The organism is Cryobacterium sp. TMS1-20-1 (assembly GCF_004402355.1).
Classification (GTDB): domain Bacteria; phylum Actinomycetota; class Actinomycetes; order Actinomycetales; family Microbacteriaceae; genus Cryobacterium; species Cryobacterium levicorallinum.
Genome location: NZ_SOGF01000038.1, coordinates 18,268 through 39,950, shown reverse-complemented (window position 1 = coordinate 39,950; position 21,683 = coordinate 18,268). Strand labels below are relative to the sequence as shown.

At 65.8% G+C, this 21,683-nt stretch carries 22 protein-coding genes; 8 read left to right on the top strand and 14 right to left on the bottom strand.

What is annotated here, in order from left to right; all coding sequences use genetic code 11:
* Positions 1 to 198 precede the first annotated feature (198 nt).
* The gene (locus E3O45_RS08540; protein WP_104132370.1) at positions 199 to 417 is read left to right on the top strand and encodes a hypothetical protein; all 219 of its coding nucleotides are present in this window, start codon (positions 199 to 201) and stop codon (positions 415 to 417) included.
* Between the two features lie 13 nt (positions 418 to 430).
* Here the strand turns inward: E3O45_RS08540 and E3O45_RS08535 are convergent, their stop codons facing one another.
* Genes E3O45_RS08535 through truB form a run of 4 tightly spaced genes read right to left on the bottom strand, consistent with a single transcriptional unit; the run spans position 431 to position 3,147 of the window.
* Positions 431 to 1,366, bottom strand: coding sequence for a bifunctional riboflavin kinase/FAD synthetase (locus tag E3O45_RS08535; protein ID WP_134443016.1), 936 nt, complete (start codon positions 1,364 to 1,366; stop codon positions 431 to 433).
* Complete coding sequence (locus tag E3O45_RS08530; RefSeq protein ID WP_134443015.1) at positions 1,363 to 1,803, bottom strand: hypothetical protein; 441 nt, start codon at positions 1,801 to 1,803, stop codon at positions 1,363 to 1,365. The genes E3O45_RS08535 and E3O45_RS08530 overlap by 4 nt, the downstream gene beginning before the upstream one ends.
* 58 nt (positions 1,804 to 1,861) lie before the next feature.
* Entirely contained in the window at positions 1,862 to 2,230 is a 369-nt protein-coding gene (locus E3O45_RS08525; RefSeq protein ID WP_134443014.1) for a hypothetical protein, read from the bottom strand.
* Entirely contained in the window at positions 2,227 to 3,147 is a 921-nt protein-coding gene (gene truB / locus E3O45_RS08520; RefSeq protein ID WP_134443013.1) for a tRNA pseudouridine(55) synthase TruB, read from the bottom strand. Before truB ends, E3O45_RS08525 begins: the two co-directional genes overlap by 4 nt.
* A 57-nt stretch (positions 3,148 to 3,204) precedes the next feature.
* On the opposite strand from truB, the gene E3O45_RS08515 reads away from it, so the two are divergent.
* The gene (locus tag E3O45_RS08515; protein ID WP_134443012.1) at positions 3,205 to 4,218 is read left to right on the top strand and encodes a ketopantoate reductase family protein; all 1,014 of its coding nucleotides are present in this window, start codon (positions 3,205 to 3,207) and stop codon (positions 4,216 to 4,218) included.
* On the opposite strand, the gene E3O45_RS08510 is transcribed toward E3O45_RS08515, so the two are convergent.
* Positions 4,215 to 4,841, bottom strand: a complete 627-nt coding sequence (locus E3O45_RS08510) for a hypothetical protein (protein ID WP_134443011.1) — start codon at positions 4,839 to 4,841, stop codon at positions 4,215 to 4,217. The genes E3O45_RS08515 and E3O45_RS08510 overlap by 4 nt on opposite strands.
* Before the next feature lie 23 nt (positions 4,842 to 4,864).
* Between E3O45_RS08510 and E3O45_RS08505 the strand changes: the two genes are divergently transcribed.
* Both E3O45_RS08505 and E3O45_RS08500 read left to right on the top strand, forming a co-directional pair.
* Complete coding sequence (locus tag E3O45_RS08505; protein ID WP_134443010.1) at positions 4,865 to 5,872, top strand: A/G-specific adenine glycosylase; 1,008 nt, start codon at positions 4,865 to 4,867, stop codon at positions 5,870 to 5,872.
* Positions 5,869 to 6,372, top strand: coding sequence for a dihydrofolate reductase (locus E3O45_RS08500; RefSeq protein ID WP_134443009.1), 504 nt, complete (start codon positions 5,869 to 5,871; stop codon positions 6,370 to 6,372). The genes E3O45_RS08505 and E3O45_RS08500 overlap by 4 nt, the downstream gene beginning before the upstream one ends.
* A gap of 145 nt (positions 6,373 to 6,517) precedes the next feature.
* Here E3O45_RS08500 and rbfA read toward each other — a convergent pair whose 3' ends face one another.
* The 7 genes from rbfA to ispG form a co-directional block, all read right to left on the bottom strand.
* On the bottom strand, positions 6,518 to 7,027 hold the full coding sequence (gene rbfA, locus E3O45_RS08495) for a 30S ribosome-binding factor RbfA (protein ID WP_134443008.1): 510 nt from the start codon (positions 7,025 to 7,027) through the stop codon (positions 6,518 to 6,520).
* A 255-nt stretch (positions 7,028 to 7,282) separates the two neighbouring features.
* A complete protein-coding gene (gene infB / locus E3O45_RS08490) occupies positions 7,283 to 10,129 on the bottom strand; it encodes a translation initiation factor IF-2 (RefSeq protein WP_134443007.1) in 2,847 nt (948 codons plus the stop codon).
* Between the two features lie 76 nt (positions 10,130 to 10,205).
* Complete coding sequence (locus E3O45_RS08485; RefSeq protein ID WP_134343583.1) at positions 10,206 to 10,463, bottom strand: YlxR family protein; 258 nt, start codon at positions 10,461 to 10,463, stop codon at positions 10,206 to 10,208.
* Positions 10,464 to 10,471: 8 nt separating this feature from the next.
* Positions 10,472 to 11,509, bottom strand: a complete 1,038-nt coding sequence (gene nusA / locus E3O45_RS08480; RefSeq protein WP_092450070.1) for a transcription termination factor NusA — start codon at positions 11,507 to 11,509, stop codon at positions 10,472 to 10,474.
* Between the two features lie 201 nt (positions 11,510 to 11,710).
* Positions 11,711 to 13,474 carry a proline--tRNA ligase gene (locus E3O45_RS08475; RefSeq protein ID WP_134443006.1) on the bottom strand — a complete coding sequence of 588 codons (1,764 nt, stop codon included), beginning with the start codon at positions 13,472 to 13,474 and terminating at the stop codon, positions 11,711 to 11,713.
* A gap of 26 nt (positions 13,475 to 13,500) precedes the next feature.
* Positions 13,501 to 13,761, bottom strand: a complete 261-nt coding sequence (locus E3O45_RS08470; protein WP_241985288.1) for a hypothetical protein — start codon at positions 13,759 to 13,761, stop codon at positions 13,501 to 13,503.
* Positions 13,762 to 13,908: 147 nt separating this feature from the next.
* Positions 13,909 to 15,063 carry a flavodoxin-dependent (E)-4-hydroxy-3-methylbut-2-enyl-diphosphate synthase gene (gene ispG, locus E3O45_RS08465; protein ID WP_170851566.1) on the bottom strand — a complete coding sequence of 385 codons (1,155 nt, stop codon included), beginning with the start codon at positions 15,061 to 15,063 and terminating at the stop codon, positions 13,909 to 13,911.
* 183 nt (positions 15,064 to 15,246) lie between these two features.
* Here ispG and E3O45_RS08460 point away from each other — a divergent pair, with 183 nt between their 5' ends.
* The gene (locus E3O45_RS08460) at positions 15,247 to 16,431 is read left to right on the top strand and encodes an acetyl-CoA C-acetyltransferase (protein WP_134443004.1); all 1,185 of its coding nucleotides are present in this window, start codon (positions 15,247 to 15,249) and stop codon (positions 16,429 to 16,431) included.
* Between the two features lie 3 nt (positions 16,432 to 16,434).
* Here E3O45_RS08460 and E3O45_RS08455 read toward each other — a convergent pair whose 3' ends face one another.
* Entirely contained in the window at positions 16,435 to 17,814 is a 1,380-nt protein-coding gene (locus tag E3O45_RS08455) for an RIP metalloprotease (RefSeq protein WP_134443003.1), read from the bottom strand.
* Positions 17,815 to 17,925: 111 nt separating this feature from the next.
* On the opposite strand from E3O45_RS08455, the gene E3O45_RS08450 reads away from it, so the two are divergent.
* Positions 17,926 to 19,215 (top strand): serine/threonine-protein kinase, encoded by a 1,290-nt coding sequence (locus tag E3O45_RS08450; RefSeq protein WP_241985287.1) that lies wholly within the window; start codon positions 17,926 to 17,928, stop codon positions 19,213 to 19,215.
* Positions 19,212 to 19,697, top strand: a complete 486-nt coding sequence (locus tag E3O45_RS08445) for a mucin-associated surface protein (protein ID WP_134443002.1) — start codon at positions 19,212 to 19,214, stop codon at positions 19,695 to 19,697. The genes E3O45_RS08450 and E3O45_RS08445 overlap by 4 nt, the downstream gene beginning before the upstream one ends.
* A 7-nt stretch (positions 19,698 to 19,704) precedes the next feature.
* Here E3O45_RS08445 and dxr read toward each other — a convergent pair whose 3' ends face one another.
* Positions 19,705 to 20,787: a 1-deoxy-D-xylulose-5-phosphate reductoisomerase gene (gene dxr, locus E3O45_RS08440; protein WP_134443001.1), complete on the bottom strand. Its 1,083-nt coding sequence runs from the start codon at positions 20,785 to 20,787 to the stop codon at positions 19,705 to 19,707.
* Between the two features lie 67 nt (positions 20,788 to 20,854).
* Here dxr and E3O45_RS08435 point away from each other — a divergent pair, with 67 nt between their 5' ends.
* A complete protein-coding gene (locus E3O45_RS08435; RefSeq protein WP_370450347.1) occupies positions 20,855 to 21,682 on the top strand; it encodes a lysophospholipid acyltransferase family protein in 828 nt (275 codons plus the stop codon).
* Position 21,683: the final 1 nt, after the last annotated feature.

The window sequence follows — 21,683 nt, the reverse complement described above, 5'->3', positions numbered from 1 at the left end:
ACCGACCGACACCAAATCCGACAACCGACGGTCAGAGACCGGCTTCACCCACCCTGTACGCGCCATACCCACAACGTAACACGGAGATGCTTAACTGAACGGTATTGCCTTTTGGGGCTATGCCCCGCGTGGCAGTGCCCAGATACCGTTACCCCATTGTGCGAAACAATAAACATACTGTTTGGTATGGTTTGGGGCATGGAAAACATCGGCGGTCACGACTGGGTCGGCATCATGGTGGCGGTGCTTGCTGGGCTGGTCGTGCTCACCCTCTCCCTCGTCGCCATGGTGCAGATCGGGCGGGCCGCACACCTGTGTCCGACCAAGCGCACCAACTGGGTCCTGGCGGTGCTGCTCGCCCCGGTGTTTGGCGCGACCGCCTGGTTCGCCGTCGGTAACCGGCTCCGACTGGACTAAACCAGGCCCGGAATTACGGGCCCAGGATCGTGCGCACCCGCGCCACGTCATCGCGTATCTGCTCGATCAGCGGGTCGATGCCTGCGTAGGCGACCATGCCGCGAATCCGTTCAACGAACGCGACGTCGACCACACGGTCGTACAGGTCCAGCTCGGTCTCATCAAGCACGTAGGCCTCGACCTGCTTCTGCGCCACCCCGTCGAAGGTGGGATTGTTGCCAACCGAAATCGCCGCCGGGTAGCGAGCACCGGCATCCGTCAGCCAACCGGCATAGACGCCATCGGCCGGAATCAGACCCTCGGAATCGGTGGACAGGTTCGCGGTGGGAAAGCCCAGTTCGCGACCGCGGGCTGCGCCGTGCACCACCATTCCGCGCACGGTCGGCAGATGCCCGAGCAGGTCTCCGGCGTCGCGCACCGCACCGGCGCCGAGCAATTCGCGAATCCAGGTGGACGAGACCCGGCGTTCCCCGTCGGGTTTCACATCGTCGATCAGTCCGACGGTGTAGCCGAATTCGAGGCCGAGTTGTCTCAGCAGGGCGACGTCGCCGGCCCCCTTGGCTCCAAACCGAAAGTCACGACCGACGAGCACGAATCGGGCGTGCAGGGCGGTGACCAGAATGTTTTCGATGAATTCGCGCGGCGGAAGGCTGGACAGGGCGTGGTTGAACTCGAGCAGCAGGGTCGCGTCGATCCCGGTCCCGGCGATCAGGTTGAGTTTCTGCTCCGCGCTGACCAGCGGGCTCGGGCAGTTTTGCGGCGAGAGCAGGGCGAGCGGATGCCGGTCGAACGTCACGACGACGGCCGCCAGCTGTTCGCGCTCGGCGATGGTCTGGAGCTCGGTGATGACCGCCCGATGTCCGGCATGGACGCCGTCGAACTTGCCGATGCTCACGGCCGAGTCGGGCCAGTCGCTCGGCACGGACTCGACGCCGTTCAGAATCTTCATGCGCGACCCTCGCTCACCGACGCGACGCGATGGCGGGCGAGCCACCACATGCCCAGCAGGGGCAGCACGAGGGGAATGAAGAGGTATCCGCTGCCGTAGATCGACCAGACGGTCGCGTGCTCGAACAGCGCCGGATCAACCAGACTCAGGGTACCGACGACGAGCACGCCCAGCAGTTCAAAGCTGATCGTGATCCAGGCGATGCGATACCAGCGGATGCTGCGCCGCATCAGGGCCACCGTGGCCACGATATAGACCACCGCGGCGAGAGCAGACAAGGAATACGCGAGCGGGGCTTCATCGAAAGCCCGCACGATTTGTACGAAGGAACGGCCGGTGGCGGCGAGGGCCAGCACGCCGTAGACGGCGATGAGGAGTCGACCGATGCCGCTCACCCGCTCGGCGGCGGCGGGCTTCTCGGTTGGGGATTCTGTCATCGCTCTGTTTTCATTGCTCGATAATTATTGCAGCTTCCGCGGGGCTACCGGAACCGGGTCAGCTCCCCTGCACGTTCCAGATCTGGTTCATGCGGTAGAGCATGACCGCGACCGACAGGCAGGTCACGCCGAGAATGACGGTGCTCCAGCGGCTGCGTTCGACCAGCGCCCAGAATCCGGCCGCGACCGGCAGCGCAATGGCACTGACCAGGTAGGTGTAGAACTCGAGCAGACTGCCGGTGGCGTTGTTGCCGGCCAGTGGCGCCGCGATCGCGGCAGCGAGCTGCACGATGAGCAGCAGCTCGACGAGGGCGGCCGCGCCCATGGTGAGGTCGGTGGGTTTGCGGCCGAGCAGGCCGAGGATGACACAGAGCACTCCGCCCGGCACGGCGATGCCGAGCTGCAGCCAGGTAAACCATTCGATCATGAGCTCTGTTCCGGTTCGGTGGCGGTCGGGAGATCTGGCGGAAAGTTCAGCAGCGACTTGGCCTGGTCGCCGCGATACTCGACCAATCCGACCAGTCGCCCGTCCGGCGCAATGGCGGCGACCGGACCGGTGCGGGTCGCGTCTCTCTCCACGGTGATGCGTTTTCCATGACCGAGGTCGATGGCTTGCTCTGCGGACAGGTCGAGGCGCGCCAGCAGCCGAGTGGCGGCATCCGCTGGAGAAATGAGGTTGGCGACGACATCGACCTGCTCGAGCGTGGCCGCGTTCTCGATGCGGAACGGGCCGATTCTCGTGCGACGCAGCACGGTGAGGTGGCCGCCGACGCCGAGTGCCACACCGAGGTCACGGGCGAGGGCACGAATATAAGTACCGGAGCTGCACTCGACCCGCACCTCGAGGTCGAGAAAACCGTCGCCAGGCGTGCTCGTGAGCAGGTCAAACCCGCTCACCGTGACCGGTCGGGACGGCAGCTGCACGTCTTCGCCGGCACGCACCCGGGCGTAAGCCCGTTTTCCATCGACCTTGATAGCGCTGACGGCACTCGGCTGCTGGCTGATATCGCCGGTGAGGTTGTCAATACCCGCGAGGACTGCTTCGGCGGTGATCGCGGCGACCTGTTCGCCCGGTGCGCGAGTGAGGACATCGCCCTCGGCGTCATCGGTCGTGGTGGACTGCCCCAGACGAATGGTCGCCAGGTATTCCTTGCCCTGCCCGACCACGTAGGTGAGCAGCCGGGTCGAGCTGTCGATGCCGAGCACGAGCAGGCCGGTGGCCATCGGATCGAGGGTGCCGGCGTGGCCGACCTTGCGGGTCCCGGCCAGGCGCCGGGTTCGGGCGACAGCGTCATGGCTGGTCCAGCCCTGCGCCTTGTCAATGAGGAGGAGGCCGCTAGTCACTCCCTGAGGGTACCAGCGTGGAACGCTCCCGCCCGAAACGCGATCTAGGCTGGGGCTATGCGAATTGCTGTGATCGGCGCCGGCGCCCTGGGCGGACTCTTCGCGACCCTGCTCGCGCGGGCCGGCCACGACCTCACCATCACCGCCCGCGAGGTCGCCAGGTCGCTGATTCGAGAGAACGGAATCCGACTCACCGGAGGTTACGGGGATGCGCAATGCCGCGTATTGGTGCGGGAGATTCTGACCGAAACGCCGGATCTGACCCTCATCTGCACGAAAGCGCAGGATGCCGCGGCCGCCATCGCCGAGAACGCCGAGCTGCTCGACGGCTCACCGGTGATCGTCGTGCAGAACGGGCTGGACGGGGTTCGAATCGCCCAGGATCTGCTGCCCAACTCGGAATGCTTCGGCCTGCTCACCCTCATTGCCGCGCACTACATCGGGCCGGGCCGCGTGCGGGTGACCACCGCAGCATCAAGTTACCTCGGTCGCGGCAACGGCAAAGCGGATGCTGCCACCCAGCACTGGCAGGCGGTGTTGGACGAGGCGTTCCCCACCCTCGCCGCCGAAGACTTCGTGGGCGCCCAGTGGACCAAGCTCGTGGTGAACATGCTCAACGCCCTGCCGGCCATCACCGGGCTGAGCGTGCAGGCGGTCATCGCCGATGCACCGCTGCGCCGAATCCTGACCGAAAGCATGCAGGAGACCGTGCAGGTCGGGATGGCCCGCCACGTCACCTTTGGGTCACTGCAGGGGATGAGCGATCGCAGCCTGCGCGTGTTCGCGCGGCTGCCGGTGGCTCTCGGACAGACCCTGCCGCTGCGCATGGGCGCAAAAATGGGTCCGGTCGCCAATCTGGGGTCGACCCTGCAGAGCATCAAGCGGGCCCACCTGACCGAAATCGACCACCTCAATGGCGCTGTCGTGCGCCAGGCCGAACTGGCCGGACGACCGGCACCGGTCAACGCGCTCCTGACCGCGCTGGTGCACGAGGTGGAGATCAGCCGGGAATTCCTGAAACCGGCGCAAGTCATGGCCCGGTTCGATCAGCTCACCGCCACCAGCCACTAGCAGCGGTCGGTCAAGACCCGCCGCGGAAGGGTGGCGTTGGTATTGTCAACGACCGCCGAAACCAGGTCCCGCGGGCGCACATCGGCGAGGTACTGCCGGTCGGAGTCGCTCCCTGGCTCCGATTCGAGCAGCACGCTGAACAGCCACAGCCCGTGTAATTCCGGTCGGTTGCTGTAAGCACCGTCGACGATGAGAATGGCGTCAGCCGGGGCGGTCTGCCAGGTCGGTTGAATCCAGGCATCACGGTCGGGATCGAATTCCTCGGTGACGAACCCGGTACTGCCACCCAGGCGAAAGGGTTCGACCAGTACGCGGCGCAGCGCCGAGTAGTCGTACCCGACCCGGTACAACCGCTCGGAAACATCGACGCGGTCTCCGCCGAGTCGCTGTTGCTCGGCGCGTGAGTGCTGAAAATTGCGCAGGCTGGCTCTAAACGTGGGGTGTTCGCTCTCGCGGAACACCGCCGCGAGGTCGTCGGCGAAGCCAACGCGGCCGGCTTTCTCGCTGCCGTCGATCTCGCTGCCGTCGACGGCAATGATCGTACGACCTCGGCCGTAATTGTGCAGAATCTCGGCGGCCAGGGTGCGTAGAAATTCGATCCGGGGTGTGGAAACCAGCTTCATGAAACGAGCCTAGATTAGAACGGATGAACATCGCGCCCTCGAATGATCCCGCTGTGCCGCAGGACGCGCCCGGTGTGCCCGTCGCAACAGCTGCCGGCACCGGAGACAACGCCGCTCGTGCGGCCGTTCCGGGCGCGGTGGCCGGCAGCAGGACGGCTGATGTCAGCACCACGCTCAACGCCTGGTTCCTGGCCAACGCCCGCGACCTGCCCTGGCGCCGCGAGGGATTCGGCGCCTGGGGCATTCTGGTGAGCGAATTCATGCTGCAGCAGACCCCGGTGAAGCGGGTCATTCCCCGGCTACAGGAGTGGCTCGCGCGGTGGCCGACACCCGCCGACCTCGCCGCGGTCCCGCCGAGCGAAGCGGTGCGCGCCTGGTCCAGCCTCGGGTACCCGCGGCGCGCCCTGTGGCTCCACGCTGCGGCCGTGCAGATCACCGAGCAACACGGCGGCGTCGTTCCCTCCGACATCGATGCGCTGCTCGCCCTGACCGGGATCGGGGACTACACCGCGCGTGCGGTGGCAGCGTTCGCGTATGGCCACCGGCATCCGGTCGTCGATACCAACACCCGGCGGGTGATTGCCCGCGCCGTCGCGGGCGCTGGAGAACCGGCACCGCCCAGCCGCGGGCGTGACCTCGAGGCGATGGGTGCCCTGCTGCCGGACAGCGCGCTCGAAGCCGCCCTGTTCAACGCAGCGATCATGGAGCTCGGCGCGGTCGTCTGCACCAGCCGCAGCCCGCACTGCGATATCTGCCCGATTCGGGACGACTGTGCCTGGCGCGCCGCCGACTACCCCGAGTTCACCGGAACGCGCAAGACCGTTCAGAAGAAGTTCGCGGGCAGCGACCGGCAAGTACGCGGCCTGATCATGGCCGAGCTGCGCTCCACCCACCGCGCCGTGACGGAAGCCGAGATTGCCTCGCTCTGGCCAGAGGCGGCCCAGTTGCAGCGCTCGCTGCACAGCCTCGTGGCCGACGGCCTGGCGGTCGACTCCCCCGAAGGTTACACCCTGCCCGACGGGATGTCATGAGCATCGGTCTGATCTGGGCGCAAAGCCGCAATGATGTGATCGGTTTCGACGGCCGCCTCCCCTGGCATCTGCCCGAGGACCTCGCCCATTTTCGTGCGATCACCGGTGGCGGTGTCGTCATTATGGGGCGGCTCACCTGGGACTCGATTCCCGAACGCTTCCGTCCCCTGCCGGGCCGCCACAACGTCGTGATCACGCGCCAACGGGACTGGGCAGCGCCCGGGGCATCCGTTGTGAACAGCTTCGACGACGCAATCGCGATTGCCGCTGGGCCGGTCTGGGTGATCGGCGGCGCCGAGATCTTTCGCCTCGCCCTCCCGCACGCCGACACCCTCGAGCTGACCGAGATAGACGAACAGTTCGCCGGCGATACCCTCGCCCCAGCGCTTACGCCCGACTGGACCCGTGTAAACACCGATCCAGCCAGCGGATGGCTCCACTCCAGCACCGGCCTGCCCTACCGTTTCGCGCGCTACCAGCGCGCCCCCGCCATCCACTAGCCGCACCCTGCCGCCCCACCAGCACCAGCACCAGCACCAGCACCGTAAACCCGCCGCCATAAACTGACCGGGCCCGGGCCCGGAAAGCAGGCCCATGATCTATCATGGGCCCAGTTTCCGGGCCCGGGCCCGGTCGAAGGTGGCGCTAGTGCTTCGCGGTGCTCGCAGCGTCGGAGTCGTCGGAGTCGTCGGAGTCAGCCGACGCGTCGTCGGCCTCGTCGTCTTCGAGGTCGTAGTCGCGCGGCTTCTTGTACGGGTCGGCGTCGCCGGCATAGCTCGCCGTGCCCTTGCTGTCCTCGGTCGCGGTGTCGCGATCGTGCGCCTCACGCAGCAGATCATCGATCAACGCTGCGTTCTCCGGAATACCGTCGGCGATGAACTCGATCGATGGGGTGAGCCTCGCGGTGATGTTCTTGCCGACCTCGCTGCGCATCAGGCCGGTGGCGGCCTTGAGTGCGGCTGCACTGTCCGTGCGCTCTTCGATCGAGCCATAGACGGTGTAGAACACCGAGGCGTGCTGCAGATCCCCGGTGACCTTCACGTCTGTGATGGTCACAAACCCGAGCCTCGGGTCGCGCAAGCCGCGTTCCAGCCGCTTGGCGATGATGACCTTAATGCGGTCCGCCATCTTTCTGGCGCGTTCCGGATCTGCCATTGCACTACTCCTTGTTTGCCGGCGCCGAAGCGCCGGATCATTCTGTGTTTTCAAACCGTATTAAACGGATGCCGCGAACCCAGCTGAGGGTCGGAGCAAATTTCCCCTTGAAAAGGGAATCGGGGTAGGGGCCCCCGCTCTCTTTCCTTTTCAAGGGAAAATTTGCGGAGACCCGACCCACGGTCGGGTCTCAATGAAAAGACCGACCCAATGCAGAAGTCGGGCTTCGCGAGAAGCCCGACCCCCAAACCAACGCTAGACGCGCGGCTTCTCCTTCATTTCGATGGTCTCGATCTCATCGCCAATTCGGATGTCGTTGAACTTGCCCAGGCCGATACCACACTCGAAGTCCGTACGGACCTCGGTGACATCGTCCTTGAAACGGCGCAGCGACTCGATGCCCAGGTTGTCCCCCACCACGATGCCCTCGCGGATAACGCGAGCCTTGGCATTTCGGGTGATGGTACCGGAGCGAACGATGACACCGGCGACGTTTCCGAACTTCGACGAGCTGAAGACCTCGCGAATTTCGGCGATACCACTCTGGATCTCTTCGTACTCGGGCTTGAGCATTCCCTTGAGGGAACTCTCGATGTCCTCGAGCGCGGAGTAGATGACGGAGTAAAAGCGCACGTCGACGCCTTCGCGAGCAGCACGCTCGCGGGCCTTCGTGTCCGGGCGAACGTTGAACCCGATAATGATGGCGTTGTCGACGGTAGCGAGGTTGACGTCGCTCTCCGTGACCGCACCGACACCACGGTGGATGATGCGCAGCTGCACCGAATCGTCGACCTCGATCTTGAGGAGGGACTCTTCCAGGGCCTCAACGGCACCGGAGACGTCACCCTTGATGATGAGGTTGAGCGACTCGACCTTGCCCTCTTCGAGCGCACGGGTGAAGTCTTCGAGGCTGATGCGCTTGCGGGCCTTGGCCAGCAGTGCGTTGCGCTCGGCGGCTTCACGCTTCTCGGCGATCTGACGTGCGGTGCGGTCTTCCTCGATGACGAGGAAGGTGTCGCCGGCGCGGGGAACGCTCGACAGACCCTGCACCTGGACCGCGCGGGACGGCGTGGCGGCGAGAACGGCAACGCCGTTTTCGTCGGCCATCGCACGAACGCGGCCGTAGGCCGTTCCGGCGACGATGGAGTCTCCGACGTGCAGCGTTCCGGACTGGATGAGCACGGTTGCCACCGCGCCGCGGCCCTTGTCCAGACGAGCCTCGATGGCGACACCGCGGGCGTCCTTGTTCGGGTTGGAGCGCATGTCGAGTGCGGCATCGGCGACCAGGAGCACGGCGTCAAGAATTTCCTTGATACCGGTCTTGTTCTTGGCCGATACGTCGACGAACATGACGTCTCCGCCGTACTCTTCGGCGACGACGCCGAATTCGGTCAGCTGCTGACGCACCTTCTGCGGGTTGGCGCCGGGCTTGTCGATCTTGTTCACTGCAACCACGATCGGCACGTTGGCGGCCTGGGCGTGGTTGAGCGCCTCAATCGTCTGCGGCATAATGCCGTCGTCGGCGGCAACCACGAGGATCGCGATGTCGGTGACCTGCGCACCACGAGCACGCATGGCGGTGAACGCCTCGTGGCCCGGTGTGTCAATGAAGGTCATGGCACGGTCGATGCCCTCGTGCTCGGTGATGATCTGGTAAGCACCGATGTGCTGCGTGATACCACCGGCCTCGCCCTCGGCAACCTTGGCGTTACGGATCGCGTCAAGCAGCGCGGTCTTACCGTGGTCTACGTGGCCCATGACGGTGACGACGGGAGGACGAATCGCAAGGTCCTCGTCGGTTTCGTCTTCGAGTTCCTGATCGATGTCGATATCGAACGCGAGCAGCAGCTCACGGTCTTCGTCATCGGGCGAGACCATCTGAATCTTGTAGCCGAGTTCGCTGCCGAGTACGTCGAACGTGGCCTCGTCGAGGGACTCCGTTGCCGTGGCCATTTCACCGAGGTGGAACAGCACGGTAACGAGGTTTCCGGGGCTCGCGTCAATCTTGTCGGCGAAGTCCGTGATGGATGCTCCGCGGCGCAGACGAACAACGGTGCCACCGTCGCCGCGGGGTACGGATACTCCACCCAGCGACGGGGCCTCGCGCAGCTCGAACTCTGCTCTCTTCGTACGCTTCGACTTGCGCGCCTTGTTCTTGCCGCCACCGCGACCGAAGGCACCAGCGGTGCCACCGCCCGGACCGCGACCGCGACCGGCACCGCCTCCTCCACCGGCAGGGCGGGGCGGGCCGAAGCCGGGGGCTCCGGCAGGAGCTCCGGGGCGAGTGAATCCGGGGCGTGCGGCGCCGGCTCCACCCGGGGCGCCGCCGGGGCGCTGGAAGGCGCCTGGGCGCTGACCGAAACCGGTCGGGCGTGCCGCCTGGCCGGGTCCACCGGGGCGAGGGGCACCGGGGCGCGGCGCCGGAGGGCGCGGAATGTTGCTCGGGGTGGGTGTTGCGGGGCGCTGGCCCATGCCCTGTGCGCTCGCGAACGGGTTGTTCCCCGGACGCGGCGGCTGAGCTGGGCGCTGGCCCATGCCCTGGTTGCTGGCAAACGGGTTGTTGCCCGGGCGTGCAGCTCCCGGGCGAGGCATGCCCGGCTTGACCGGCGCAGCCGATCCTTCCGTGGCCTTCGCTTCGGGGGTGTTCGTGCTGGGCTTGTCACCCGCGGCGGCGGCAGCCTTCTCGGCAGCAGCAACCTTCTCCGCAGCAGCAGCCTTCTCCGCGGCCTGAGCCTGGCGCTCGGCGACGGTGAGCGGTGCGACCGGAACGGGCGCAGCATCCGCTGCCGGGGTCTCCACGACGACCGGAGCAACCGGCTCGGCGGCGGGCTTGGGGCCGGGACGAGCACCGGGCTTGGCGCCGTGGCTCGGACGAGCGGGTGTTGCCTTGACAGCTTCTCCGGCGGCGGGCGCTGGCGTTGCAGCCTTAGCGGCCTTGCTTTCGGCCTCGAGAGCGGCGCGAAGGCGACGTGCTACGGGCGGTTCAACACTGGAAGACGGTCCTTTTACGAACTCGCCCATTTCTTTCAATTTAGCAAGGGCTACCTTGCTGTCGACTCCGAGCTCGGTAGCGATCTCGTGTACGCGTGGTTTCGCAGCCACAATTCTCCTGTTCCGGGTCTGCACCCGGAAAGGGGCAGACCGTTAATAACGGACGGGTCTCATTTCGAGCCGCTCATTAGTTATCCATAAGCCAATTCAGCCTGTTCTCTAGTTGTTTCGCGTCCAGTGACCTGGTCACGCGAAAAGCACGCCCGAAAGCGTGGCGCCTTACGGCATCCTGAAAGCACGATTCACGGGCGTGCAGCCACGCACCTCTACCGGGGATTGTGGCGGTTTCATCCACCACAACTTCTGATTTCCCAGCAACGATCCGCAAAAGTGAGGATCGAGGGGCGCGCGAACGGCAGCCAATACACGTTCTAACGGAATTCATCGTACCCCCTATTCGGCATCCTCCAGAATGCTGTCGGGCTGAATGTCGATTTTCGCACCGGTCAACTTGGCGGCGAGGCGCGCATTCTGGCCCTCTTTGCCGATCGCGAGCGACAGCTGGTAGTCGGGCACGAGGGCACGCACAGCCTTGATCGACTCGTCGATCACGTAGGCGCTCGTCACCTTGGCCGGCGACAGAGCGCTCGCGACGAAGGTCGCGAGGTCGGGCGAGAAGTCGACGATGTCGATCTTCTCGTTGTTGAGCTCGACGGTCACGGCGCGCACGCGCTGGCCGAGTTCGCCGATGCAGGCACCCTTGGCGTTCACGCCGGGTTCGGTGGCGCGCACGGCGATCTTGGTGCGGTGGCCGGCTTCGCGGGCGAGCGAGACGATCTCGACGACTCCGCTGGCGATCTCGGGAACCTCGAGCGCAAACAGCTTGCGCACGAGCGAAGGGTGGGTGCGCGATACGGTGATCTGCGGGCCCTTGAGCCCACGACCGACGGCCGTCACGAACACGCGAATGCGCGCGCCGTGAACGTAGCTCTCGGTGGGAACCTGCTCCTCGGGCGGCATGATCGCTTCGATGGTGCCGAGGTCGACGTGAATCATGCGGGGGTTAGGACCCTGCTGAATGATTCCGGCGATGATGTCACCTTCGCGACCCTTGAACTGACCGAGCACGGCGTCATCGGCCAGGTCGCGCAGACGCTGGTTGATGACCTGCTTGGCGGCGAAAGCGGCGATGCGACCGAAGTCGGTGGGGTTGTCCACGGCTTCGCCGATGACGTTGCCCTCGTCGTCGTGCTCGGGAATGTAGATGTCCACGTGCCCGGACTTGCGGTCGAGAACGACGCGCGCTTCGGGCACTTCCTGGATATCGTGCTTGGCTTCAGCAATCTTCGAAGCTTCCAGCTTCGACACGTCTTGCTGGATGTGCTTGACATAGGCGGTCAGAATCGCCTGTTCGATGATTTGCACGAGTTCCTCGAAGGGAATCTCTTTTTCGCGCTCCAATAGCCGCAAAACACTGAGGTCGATGTCCATGGCCGGCCTCCTCTACGTACGATCTAGTCGCATGATCTTGCCGCCGCGAAACCGCGCAGCGGGCTGAATACTACGGTACCCGAATCTGCGGCGTCCCGTCACCCATTGTCCCCGCGGTGGGTCGGTCCAGCGCTGGTTCGCTGCAGAACGGATGCTGCCGGCTCAGTTGGCCGGCAGCATCCGTTCTCGATAAAACGATTCTTAGACGAAGTGCCTGGCGACGTCGGCGACGTCGACCTGCTCGCGGTCGCCGGTGCGGCGGTTCCACAGCTCGACGATGCCATCGGCGGCTCCCCGGCCGACGATCACGATCCACGGCACGCCGATGAGCTCGGCGTCACCGAATTTGACGCCCGGCGAAACCTTGCGGCGGTCGTCGTAGAGCACCTCGCGGCCGGTGGCTTCGATCGCGGCGACGACGGCTTCCGAGGTGTCGAAGACGATTTCGTCCCGGCCGGTGGCGATCACGTGCACGTCGAACGGGGTGACCGATTCGGGCCAGATCAGGCCCTTGGCGTCGTTGTTGAGTTCGGCGATGACCGCGAGGATGCGGGTGACGCCGATGCCGTATGAACCCATCGTGACCGTGACCAGCTTGCCGTTCTCGTCGAGAACCTTGAGACCGAGTACCTCGGCGTACTTGCGACCGAGCTGGAACACGTGCCCGATTTCCATGCCACGAATAAGTTCGACCGGGCCGGAGCCGTCGGGCGCCGGGTCGCCGGCGCGCACGTCGGAGGCTTCGACCACGTCGTCGATGGCGAAGTCACGGCCGGCGACGAGGCCGAACACGTGCCGGCCCGCTTCGTTGGCGCCGGTGATCCACTCGGTTCCGGCGACCACGCGCGGGTCGACCAGAAAACGGATGCCGGTGGTCGACTTGGCACCGAGCACGGCGCCAGCTGCTCCCCACGGGCCGATATATCCCTTGACCATGCCGGGGTTCTTGGCGAAGTCGCTCTCGTTGGCGGCCTCGACCTCGGCGGGGGCGAAGGCGACCTCGACGCGCTTGAGGTCGACTTCGCGGTCGCCGGGAACGCCGATCGCGATGAGTTCACGGGTGCCGTCAAGGTTCGTGAGCGCGAGCACGACGTTCTTGAGGGTGTCAGCTGCGGTCCACTCGCGACCGTCGAGGCGCGGGTGCTCGGCGTTGGCCTTGTCGACGAGCGTCTGAATGGTCGGGGTGTTCGGGGTGTCGAAGACCTGCGCGGCGGGCAGGGTGCTGAAATCTTTGTCGGCCGGAACGAGGGTGCGAAAGGCCTCGATGTTGGCCGCGTAGCCACCAACGCTGCGCACGAAGGTGTCTTCACCCACCGGGGTGGGGTGCAAAAACTCTTCGCTTTTGGAGCCACCCATGGCGCCGGCATCCGCTTGGACGATCTCGTATTCGAGGCCGAACCGGTTGAAAATGCGCTCGTAGGCGTCGCGCTGCAGCTGGTAGCTCAGGTCGAGGCCGGCGTCGGTGTAGTCGAAGGAGTACGCGTCTTTCATGGTGAATTCGCGGCCGCGCAGCAGTCCGCCGCGTGAGCGTGCCTCGTCGCGGTACTTGTCCTGAATCTGGTAGATCGACAGCGGCAGGTCCTTGTAGCTGCTGTACAGGTCTTTGACGAGCAGCGCGAAGACCTCTTCGTGGGTCGGCGCGAGCAGCATGTCGGAGCCCTTGCGGTCTTTCAGGCGGAACAGGCCCTCGCCGTATTCGTCCCAGCGGCCGGTCAACTCGTAGGGCTCGCGCGGCAACAGGGCCGGAAAGTGCACCTCGTGCGCGCCGGCCGCGGTCATCTCTTCACGGATGATGCGCTCCACTTTGGCCTTCACCCGCAAGCCGAGCGGCAGCCAGGCGAAAATGCCCGGGGCCTGACGACGGATGTAGCCGGCCCGCACGAGCAGGCGGTGGCTGGTCACCTCGGCGTCGGAGGGGTCTTCGCGGAGTGTACGGAGGAAGTAGTTGGAGAGACGTGTAGGCACCCGTCTACCTTACGCGCGCGCCGGCTCTACGGCCCCCGCAGCCGCAGGGCTGAGCCGACCTCGCTCAGGGTGCGCTCGATAGCCCTCAGCCGCGAGTCCAGTGCGGTCAATTTCTCCAGCAGCGCGGTCTTGGTCTGGTTGCTCTGCGTCAGCGCTTCGCGCAACGCTGAAGTGCCCTCGGCCTCAGCCAGGCGACGGCGGGTTTTGAAATATTGGTCGATGATTGCATAGACGATACCGCCGATGATCCCGACGATGGGGACCAGATTGACCCAGTCAATTTCCATGGTGATTCTGCGAGACCGGTCTCCGCGAAAGCCGTACTTCAGCGCTTCGGGTGTGCCGATTCCGTCGTTGCCAGTGCGTTGAATGTCACCGCTTCTACGAACCGTTCCCGGTCGTGGAACATGTCATCTTGGTGGCTCGTTCTTGATCTACTGCGAGCCGACGGACACCGTGGGGCTGCCGAGTTCGGCGGCAGGCATCTCGGCGGCGAGACGATTGGCTTCTTCGATCAGGGTCTTCACGATCTCAGACTCCGGCACTGTCTTGATGACCTCGCCGCGCACAAAGATCTGGCCGCGACCGTTTCCGCTCGCGACGCCGAGGTCGGCCTCGCGAGCCTCGCCCGGTCCGTTGACGACGCAACCCATGACGGCGACGCGCAGCGGCACGGTCATTCCTTCAAGCCCGTCGGTGACGTCGTTGGCGAGCTTGTAGACATCCACTTGAGCCCGGCCGCAGCTGGGGCAGGAGACGATCTCAAGCTTGCGCTCGCGCAGGTTGAGCGACTGCAGAATCTGCAGACCCACCTTGATTTCTTCGACCGGCGGGGCGCTGAGCGACACGCGGATGGTGTCGCCGATGCCCTCACCGAGCAGCAGCCCGAACGCCGTGGCGCTCTTGATGGTGCCCTGAAAACTCGGACCGGCCTCGGTCACACCGAGGTGCAACGGCCAGTCGCCCCGTTCGGCCAGCAGACGATAGGCCTTGACCATGATCACCGGGTCGTTGTGCTTGACCGAGATCTTGAAGTCGTGAAAGTCGTGCTCCTCGAACAGGCTCGCCTCCCAGACGGCGCTCTCCACGAGCGCCTCAGGAGTGGCCTTGCCGTACTTCTGCATCAGGCTTGGCTCGAGCGAGCCAGCGTTGACGCCGATGCGGATGCTCACCCCGGCGGCCTTCGCCGCAGCGGCAATCTTGCCCACCTGGTCGTCGAACTTGCGAATATTGCCCGGGTTCACCCGCACCGCCGCGCAGCCGGCGTCGATCGCGGCGAACACGTAGTTGGGCTGGAAGTGGATGTCCGCGATCACGGGGATCTGGCTCTTCTTGGCGATGATCGGCAGCGCCTCAGCGTCGTCGCGGGTCGGCACCGCCACACGCACGATGTCACAGCCGGTCGCCGTGAGTTCGGCGATCTGCTGAAGCGTCGCGTTGATGTTGGTGGTCGGGGTGGTCGTCATCGATTGCACGCTCACTTGAGCATCGCCACCGACCAAAACCTTTCCGACCTTGATCTGACGGGATTTACGTCTGGGAGCGAGTACCTCAGGTACTTTGGGCATCCCCAAGTTGATTGCAGCCACCTGCTTAGCTTAGTTGTCGCCGCAGCGGGCAAGCTGAATGCCGACCGAGATCTGCGCTCAATCCGTGCTGGCAGCGTCTCCTGGAACGCGGCTGCGTGCACGAGGTCGGCGAACGTATCCGCACTGGGCCCCCATATGCTGGGTGGATTACCTCGATCAAACATGCACGACAAAGGAGTCCTGATGACCGAAACCGACGTCGTAATCCTGGCCGGATCGCGCACCCCGCAGGGTCGCGTGAACGGGCAACTCGCATCCCTCACCGCCGTTGACCTCGGCGCGGCGGCCATTGCCGGCGCCCTCGCCCGGGCCGGAATAGCACCGGAGCAGGTGGACTTCGTGCTGATGGGGCAGGTTTTGCAGGCTGGCTGCGGGCAGAACCCGGCTCGGCAGTCCAGCGTCGCGGCGGGCATCCCGTGGAATGTACCGGCTATGACGCTCAACAAGGTGTGTCTCTCCGGCCTGGCCGCTGTCATCGATGCCGCCCGGCTGGTTCGGCTCGGCGAAGCGGATGTCGTCGTGGCCGGTGGCCAGGAGTCCATGTCCCGCGCGCCCCACCTGCTGCCCGGTTCCCGCCAGGGCTGGAACTACGGAACCGTGTCCGCGCTCGACCATGCCGCGCACGACGGACTCACCGACGCCTTCGATGGGCTCTCCATGGGGCTCTCCACCGAACGCGCCAACGCCCGGCTCGGCCAAACCCGCCTCGAGCAGGACGAAATCGCCGCTGCCTCACACCAGCGTGCCGCCGCAGCTGCAGCCGCCGACGTGTTCCACGACGAGATCACCCCGATCAGCGTGCCGCAGCGTAAGGGTGAGCCGCTCGTGATCAGCACCGATGAGGGCGTACGCGCCGAGAGCACGACCGAGACGCTCGGCCGGCTGCGTCCGGCGTTCGACCCGGCAGGGAGCATCACCGCCGGAAACGCCGCCCCGCTAAGCGATGGCGCGAGCGCCGTCGTCGTGACCAGCCGCGCCTGGGCTGAGAAGCACGGCCTGCCCTGGCTCGCCGTGATCAAGGCGAGCGGCCAGGTCGCCGGCCCCGACAACTCCCTGCACTCCCAGCCGGCCAATGCCATCGCGCACGCCCTGAAGCGCGAGGGCTGGACCGCCGCGGACCTCGACCTGGTCGAGATCAACGAGGCATTCGCCTCCGTCGTGCACCAGTCATCGAAGGTGCTCGGCGTCAGTGCCGACGTCGTGAACATTCACGGCGGCGGCATCGCGATCGGCCACCCGATCGGGTCGAGCGGCGGACGTATCGCGCTGCACGCTGCCCTCGAACTGGCCCGGCGCGGCTCCGGCAAGGCCGCGGTGGCTCTATGCGGCGGTGGCGGCCAGGGTGAAGCGCTGCTGCTGACGCGGTAGCTGCTAGCCGAAGAAGTTGATCGGCTTGACGATGTCGGCGTAGATCAGCAGCAGGCTCATGCCGCCGAGCAGAATGATGACCACGAGAGTGAGCGGCATGAGCTTGGCCATGTCAACCGGCCCCGGGTCAGGCCGCTTGAACAGCTTTGCGAAGAATCGACGGATGCCTTCCCACAGCGCACCAGCCACGTGGCCGCCGTCCAGCGGAAGCAGGGGCACCAGGTTGAACACGAACAGGGCGATATTGAGGGATCCGAGCAGGCCGAGCATGCTCGCGACCTTGTCGGCGACCGGAATGGTGTCGATGCTGGCGAGTTCGCCGGCCACCCGGCCGACGCCGACCACGCTGATCGGTCCGTTCAGGTCGCGCTCCCCGGGCCCGAACGCCGCGTTGGCCACGGCCACGAGCCGGTCGGGCAGGTTGATGATCAGGTGGGCAACATTGGCAATGTTGTCGCCGACCATGGGAAGCACGGCGGTCGCGGGCTGCGGCACCATTTCGGCGGCCGCTCCGATGCCGACGAAGCCGACCTGCTCGGTGATCGCATCGCCGGCGGCATCCGTTTTGATTTCGTTGTCGTCGGTATAGACGTAGCGTTCGGTCAGTTTGGGAGTCAGCGAGAGGTCAAGCTCGGCACCGTCACGTTCAACGACGACCGCGACGGTGCGTCCGGCTGAAGTACGAATGATGTCGGTGGACTGTTCCCAGGTCGAGATGGCGGTTCCGCCGATACTGACCAGTCGGTCACCCGGTTGCAGGCCGGCGGCGGCTCCGGGTGAGGCTTCGTCGGTTGCCGCGCAGGTCTGGCGGTCGCTCGATGCCGGCAGCACGCACTCGCTCACGCTGCCGACGGTGGTGCTGATCTGCGGGGAGCCAAATCCCATCAGCAAAATCGAGAACATCACGATCGCGATGAGCAGGTTCATGGTCGGCCCGCCGAGCATGATGATCACACGCTGGTAGACCGGCAGCTGGTAGAAGGCGCGGTGGTCTTCACCCTCGCCAATGGTCTCGGCGCTCGCCTGGCGGGCGTCGTCGACCAGGGTCGACAGGGCACTCGTCTTCTTCTCCGGCGCGCCCTCCTGCACCATCTGATCGAAGAACCCGGTGGTCGTGCTGCGGGGCGCTCCGCCCTTCTTCGACGGCGGGAACATGCCGATCATGGCGATATAGCCGCCCATGGGGATGGCCTTGACTCCATACTCCGTTTCGCCCTTGGTGCGGGACCAGAGCGTCGGGCCGAAGCCGATCATGTACTGGGTGACCTTGACGCCAAACAGCTTGGCGGGCACCAGGTGGCCGATTTCGTGCAGGCCGATGGATAGGGCGAGGCCGACGACGACAATGGCGACGCCCAGTATGAACAGCAGTACGGTTTCCACTGTTGTAGAGTAACCGCATCAAGCTGCCAAGCGGCTGGCTGTGCCGACCAATCTCCCCCCTGAGCGGATGCATGTGGTTGGCTAGAGGTCGGACGCACCAGGAGGTCCCCCTTGGCTCACGAAACCATGCCCACTCAGAAGCTCTCAGCACCCGCTCCAGCCGTACCGCCGACTCTCGGCCCCGTCGGCAGCCTGTTGGCCGACCGTTTCAGCATCATGAGCCTGATCGGCACCGGGGGGATGGCATCCGTTTATCGGGCCACCGACACCGCCCTGGGCCGCTCTGTAGCCGTCAAGCTGTTTCGCGCCGACGGCGGTGGCACTGAGCCCGAGCGCCAGAGCGGCGAGATCGCCCTCTTGGCGAGCCTGAACCACTTCGCGCTGGTCACCCTGTTCGATGCCGGAACCACCACGGTGGACGGCATCCCACGCACCTTCATCGTGATGGAACTCGTCGACGGCCCGGATCTGCGCACCCGCATCGAAGACGGCCCGGTACCGAGCGTCGACGTGGCCGGCATGGGTGCCGACCTCGCCGAGGCGCTGCACTACGTTCACGAGCGGGGCATCATCCACCGGGATGTCAAGCCGGCCAACGTGCTGCTGGCACCCTCCGGGTTTCCGGGCCGCGGCATGCACGCCAAGTTGGCCGACTTCGGCATCGCCCGGCTGCTCGATGAAGCCAGGCTGACGGCGACCGGGTCGCTGCTCGGCACGGCGAGCTACCTCAGCCCGGAGCAGGCGCTTGGCGGCGCTATCGGCGCGCCGACGGATGTCTATTCGCTCGGCCTGGTGCTGCTCGAATGCCTCACCGGAACGCGCGCCTATCCGGGAACCGCGGTGGAATCGGCCATGGCCCGGCTGCAGCGCCAGCCGGAGATCCCGAACGATCTCGGCACCGACTGGATCGACATTCTGCGCACGATGACCGCCCGCGACCCCGCCGACCGGCCGACCGCGGCCGACGCCGCCGGTTTGCTGCGGGCGCTGGCCGCCGGTGGCGGCACCACCGATGCGCCCACCATGCTGTTGCCGGCTCCGGCGCCCGCTGCGACCCTGTTGTTGCCAGTCGCCGCGCCCGACCCGGCCCCCTTGCTGCCGGGTGCCGAAGCCGCGGCCGCTCCGACCGAGATCCTGAAAGCGGATGCTCCCCCCAGCGCTCCCGCAGCTGGCACCGCAGCTGGCACCGCAGCTGCGCGCCCGGCCAGGCCGCGCCGTCTCGCGCACCGGCGAGTGCTCGTCCTGGTCGTAAGCGCGCTCACCCTTATCGCCCTCGCCGTCGTGGCCCTGTTCCTGATCAATCCAGCCGAGGCGCCCGCCGTGGCGCCACCGAACTATCCGACCGTCGACGGCACTCTCGGCACCCATCTTCAAGAGCTTCAGGAGAGCGTGAACCCGTGAATCGACACAAGCGACTGCCCCTAGCCCTGGCCCTGGCCGTCGGGCTGCTCCTGCCACTGTCCGGCTGCACGGCCGACCCGGTCGACCTGCAGCCCGCAACGGCCGAGAATTTACAGACCGAGATTCTGGCGATCACCGAGGCCTCCGCCGCCGGAGACTTCAGCAACGCCCAGACCCTGCTCACCGCCATGCAGGCGAATCTGCGCACGGCCGCCGCCTCCGGCCAGGTCAGCGCCGAGCGTTCGGCCTCGATTCAGTCCGCGATCAATCTGGTGCAGGGCGACTTGACCGTTGAGATCGACGCCGCCGCCGTTGCCGCCGAGGCGGCAGCTCAGGCAGCGGCCGAAGCAGCAGCCGCTGCCCGGCAGCAGAACGACGAAAACGCTAAGGACCGCGCCGAACAGGCCGAAGAAGCCGCCAAGAAAGCCGCGGAAGCCGCCAAGGAACGGGCCAAAGAACAACGTGAGGACCGGGACAACTGACTGGTAACTAGCGCTGGTCGATCAGCCGATCCGCGGCGGCACGCGCCCACCGTTCGGCCTCGGCGAGCGACTCCCGACTGAGTTCGCCGCCCTGTTCGTGGGATTCGACCACGCGCAGCACCGTGTCGACGATGTCCAGAAATCCGATGCGTCCGGCGTGAAAAGCGGCCACGGCCTGCTCATTGGCCGCGTTGAACACCGCGGGATAGGTGCCGCCCTTACGGCCGACCCGCTTAGCCAGCTCGACCGCCGGAAAAGCGGCATCGTCGAGCGGTTCGAAGGTCCAGCTGTGCGGAACGGTCCAGTCGATCGGGGCGCCAACGGCGGCGACCCGGTTCGGCCAGTCCAGTCCCAGCGAAATCGGCAGCCGCATGTCCGGGGGTGAGGCCTGAGCGATCGTCGAGCCGTCGACGAATTCGACCATGGAATGCACCACGGATTGCGGGTGCACGACGGCGTCGATGCGGTCGTACTCCACGTCGAACAGCAGGTGCGCCTCGATGATCTCCAGACCCTTATTGACCAGTGTCGCCGAGTTCGTGGTCACCACGAGCCCCATGTTCCAGGTCGGGTGCGCGAGCGCCTGCGCCGGGGTCACCCGGGCGAGCTGGTCCCGACTAAAACCGCGAAAAGGTCCACCGGATGCCGTCAGCACGAGGCGACGCACCTCATCCGCTGTTCCTGAAAGCAGTGCCTGCGCGATCGCCGAGTGCTCGGAGTCCACCGGCACGATCTGCCCCGGCGCAGCAAGATTCTTCACGAGGTCGCCGCCGACAATCAGCGACTCCTTATTGGCCAGGGCCAGGGTGCGCCCGGCCTTCAGCGCGGCCAAGGTCGGGCCGAGACCGACCGAGCCGGTGATGCCGTTCAGCACGACATCGGCCTCGACGTCCCGAACGAGCTGCTCGGCCTCGTCGGCGCCGAGCGCGGTATCGTCGACACCGAAGTCGGCCGCCTGTTGCTCGAGCAGTTCGCGGTTGCGCCCGGCCGACAGACCCACCACCTCGAACCGCTCTGGGTTGGCGCGAATGACGTCCAGGGCCTGGGTTCCGATCGAGCCGGTAGACCCGAGAATGATTACTCTGCGCATACCTCCATGCTAGGTGCCGGGCGCGGCGTATGTTCGTTGCTGGCCAGTCGTGGCGTAGTGTCAACGGGTGACCGGTGCCGATGCAGAACTCAATGACAACGCTGAAACCATCACGATCGACAGTGACGAGCAAGCCGCACCTGACGACGTGCAGGACGGACCGGAGCGGGTCAAGCGCCCGGGATTCGTCTATTTTCTCGGCTACGGCATCATGGCGCCCGTCGCCCGAATCGTGTTTCGGCCAAAGATCATCGGCCGTGAGAACATCCCGGCGACCGGTCGCGTCATTCTCGCGAGCAACCATCTGTCATTCATCGACAGCATCGTCATTCCGCTCGTCGCCACCCGCCGCGTGCAGTTTCTGGCGAAATCGACCTACTTCACCGGAACCGGTTTCAAGGGCTGGGTGTCCCGCACCTTCTTCACCGCGATCGGCGCCATCGGAGTGGAACGCGGAGCCGGGCAGGCCGCCCAGGTCGCACTCGACGCCGGCCGTTCCGTGCTCGATACCGAGGGTGCCTTCGCGATCTACCCGGAGGGTACCCGCTCGCTCGATGGACGCCTCTATAAGGGACGCACCGGCGTCGCCTGGCTCGCCCTCACCACGGGCGCCGTTGTCGTTCCGGTCGGACTGATCGGTACTCAGGAGATTCAGCCAGTCGGCACCACGGTGCCGCGCATCCGCAAGGTCACCGTCACCTTCGGCGAACCGCTCGACCTCAGCCACCACGGCCCGGCCACCTCCGGCAAGGCCCGCCGGCAGGCAACGGATGAGATCATGGCGGCCATTCACCAGCTGTCCGGTCAGGAATTGGCCAACGCCTACAACGAATCCCCGCCGGTCGGTACCCTCAATCGCCTCGCTCATCGGGTGTTTCCGCGCGAACGCCTGTAGC

What these genes read in the sequence shown, in the direction of transcription:
- E3O45_RS08540 (WP_104132370.1), top strand. Translation starts at nt 199, where the DNA reads ATGGAAAACATCGGCGGTCACGACTGGGTCGGCATCATGGTGGCGGTG.
- E3O45_RS08535 (WP_134443016.1), bottom strand. Translation starts at nt 1,366, where the DNA reads ATGAAGATTCTGAACGGCGTCGAGTCCGTGCCGAGCGACTGGCCCGAC.
- E3O45_RS08530 (WP_134443015.1), bottom strand. Translation starts at nt 1,803, where the DNA reads ATGACAGAATCCCCAACCGAGAAGCCCGCCGCCGCCGAGCGGGTGAGC.
- E3O45_RS08525 (WP_134443014.1), bottom strand. Translation starts at nt 2,230, where the DNA reads ATGATCGAATGGTTTACCTGGCTGCAGCTCGGCATCGCCGTGCCGGGC.
- E3O45_RS08515 (WP_134443012.1), top strand. Translation starts at nt 3,205, where the DNA reads ATGCGAATTGCTGTGATCGGCGCCGGCGCCCTGGGCGGACTCTTCGCG.
- E3O45_RS08510 (WP_134443011.1), bottom strand. Translation starts at nt 4,841, where the DNA reads ATGAAGCTGGTTTCCACACCCCGGATCGAATTTCTACGCACCCTGGCC.
- E3O45_RS08505 (WP_134443010.1), top strand. Translation starts at nt 4,865, where the DNA reads ATGAACATCGCGCCCTCGAATGATCCCGCTGTGCCGCAGGACGCGCCC.
- E3O45_RS08500 (WP_134443009.1), top strand. Translation starts at nt 5,869, where the DNA reads ATGAGCATCGGTCTGATCTGGGCGCAAAGCCGCAATGATGTGATCGGT.
- rbfA (WP_134443008.1), bottom strand. Translation starts at nt 7,027, where the DNA reads ATGGCAGATCCGGAACGCGCCAGAAAGATGGCGGACCGCATTAAGGTC.
- E3O45_RS08485 (WP_134343583.1), bottom strand. Translation starts at nt 10,463, where the DNA reads ATGAATTCCGTTAGAACGTGTATTGGCTGCCGTTCGCGCGCCCCTCGA.
- nusA (WP_092450070.1), bottom strand. Translation starts at nt 11,509, where the DNA reads ATGGACATCGACCTCAGTGTTTTGCGGCTATTGGAGCGCGAAAAAGAG.
- E3O45_RS08470 (WP_241985288.1), bottom strand. Translation starts at nt 13,761, where the DNA reads ATGGAAATTGACTGGGTCAATCTGGTCCCCATCGTCGGGATCATCGGC.
- E3O45_RS08460 (WP_134443004.1), top strand. Translation starts at nt 15,247, where the DNA reads ATGACCGAAACCGACGTCGTAATCCTGGCCGGATCGCGCACCCCGCAG.
- dxr (WP_134443001.1), bottom strand. Translation starts at nt 20,787, where the DNA reads ATGCGCAGAGTAATCATTCTCGGGTCTACCGGCTCGATCGGAACCCAG.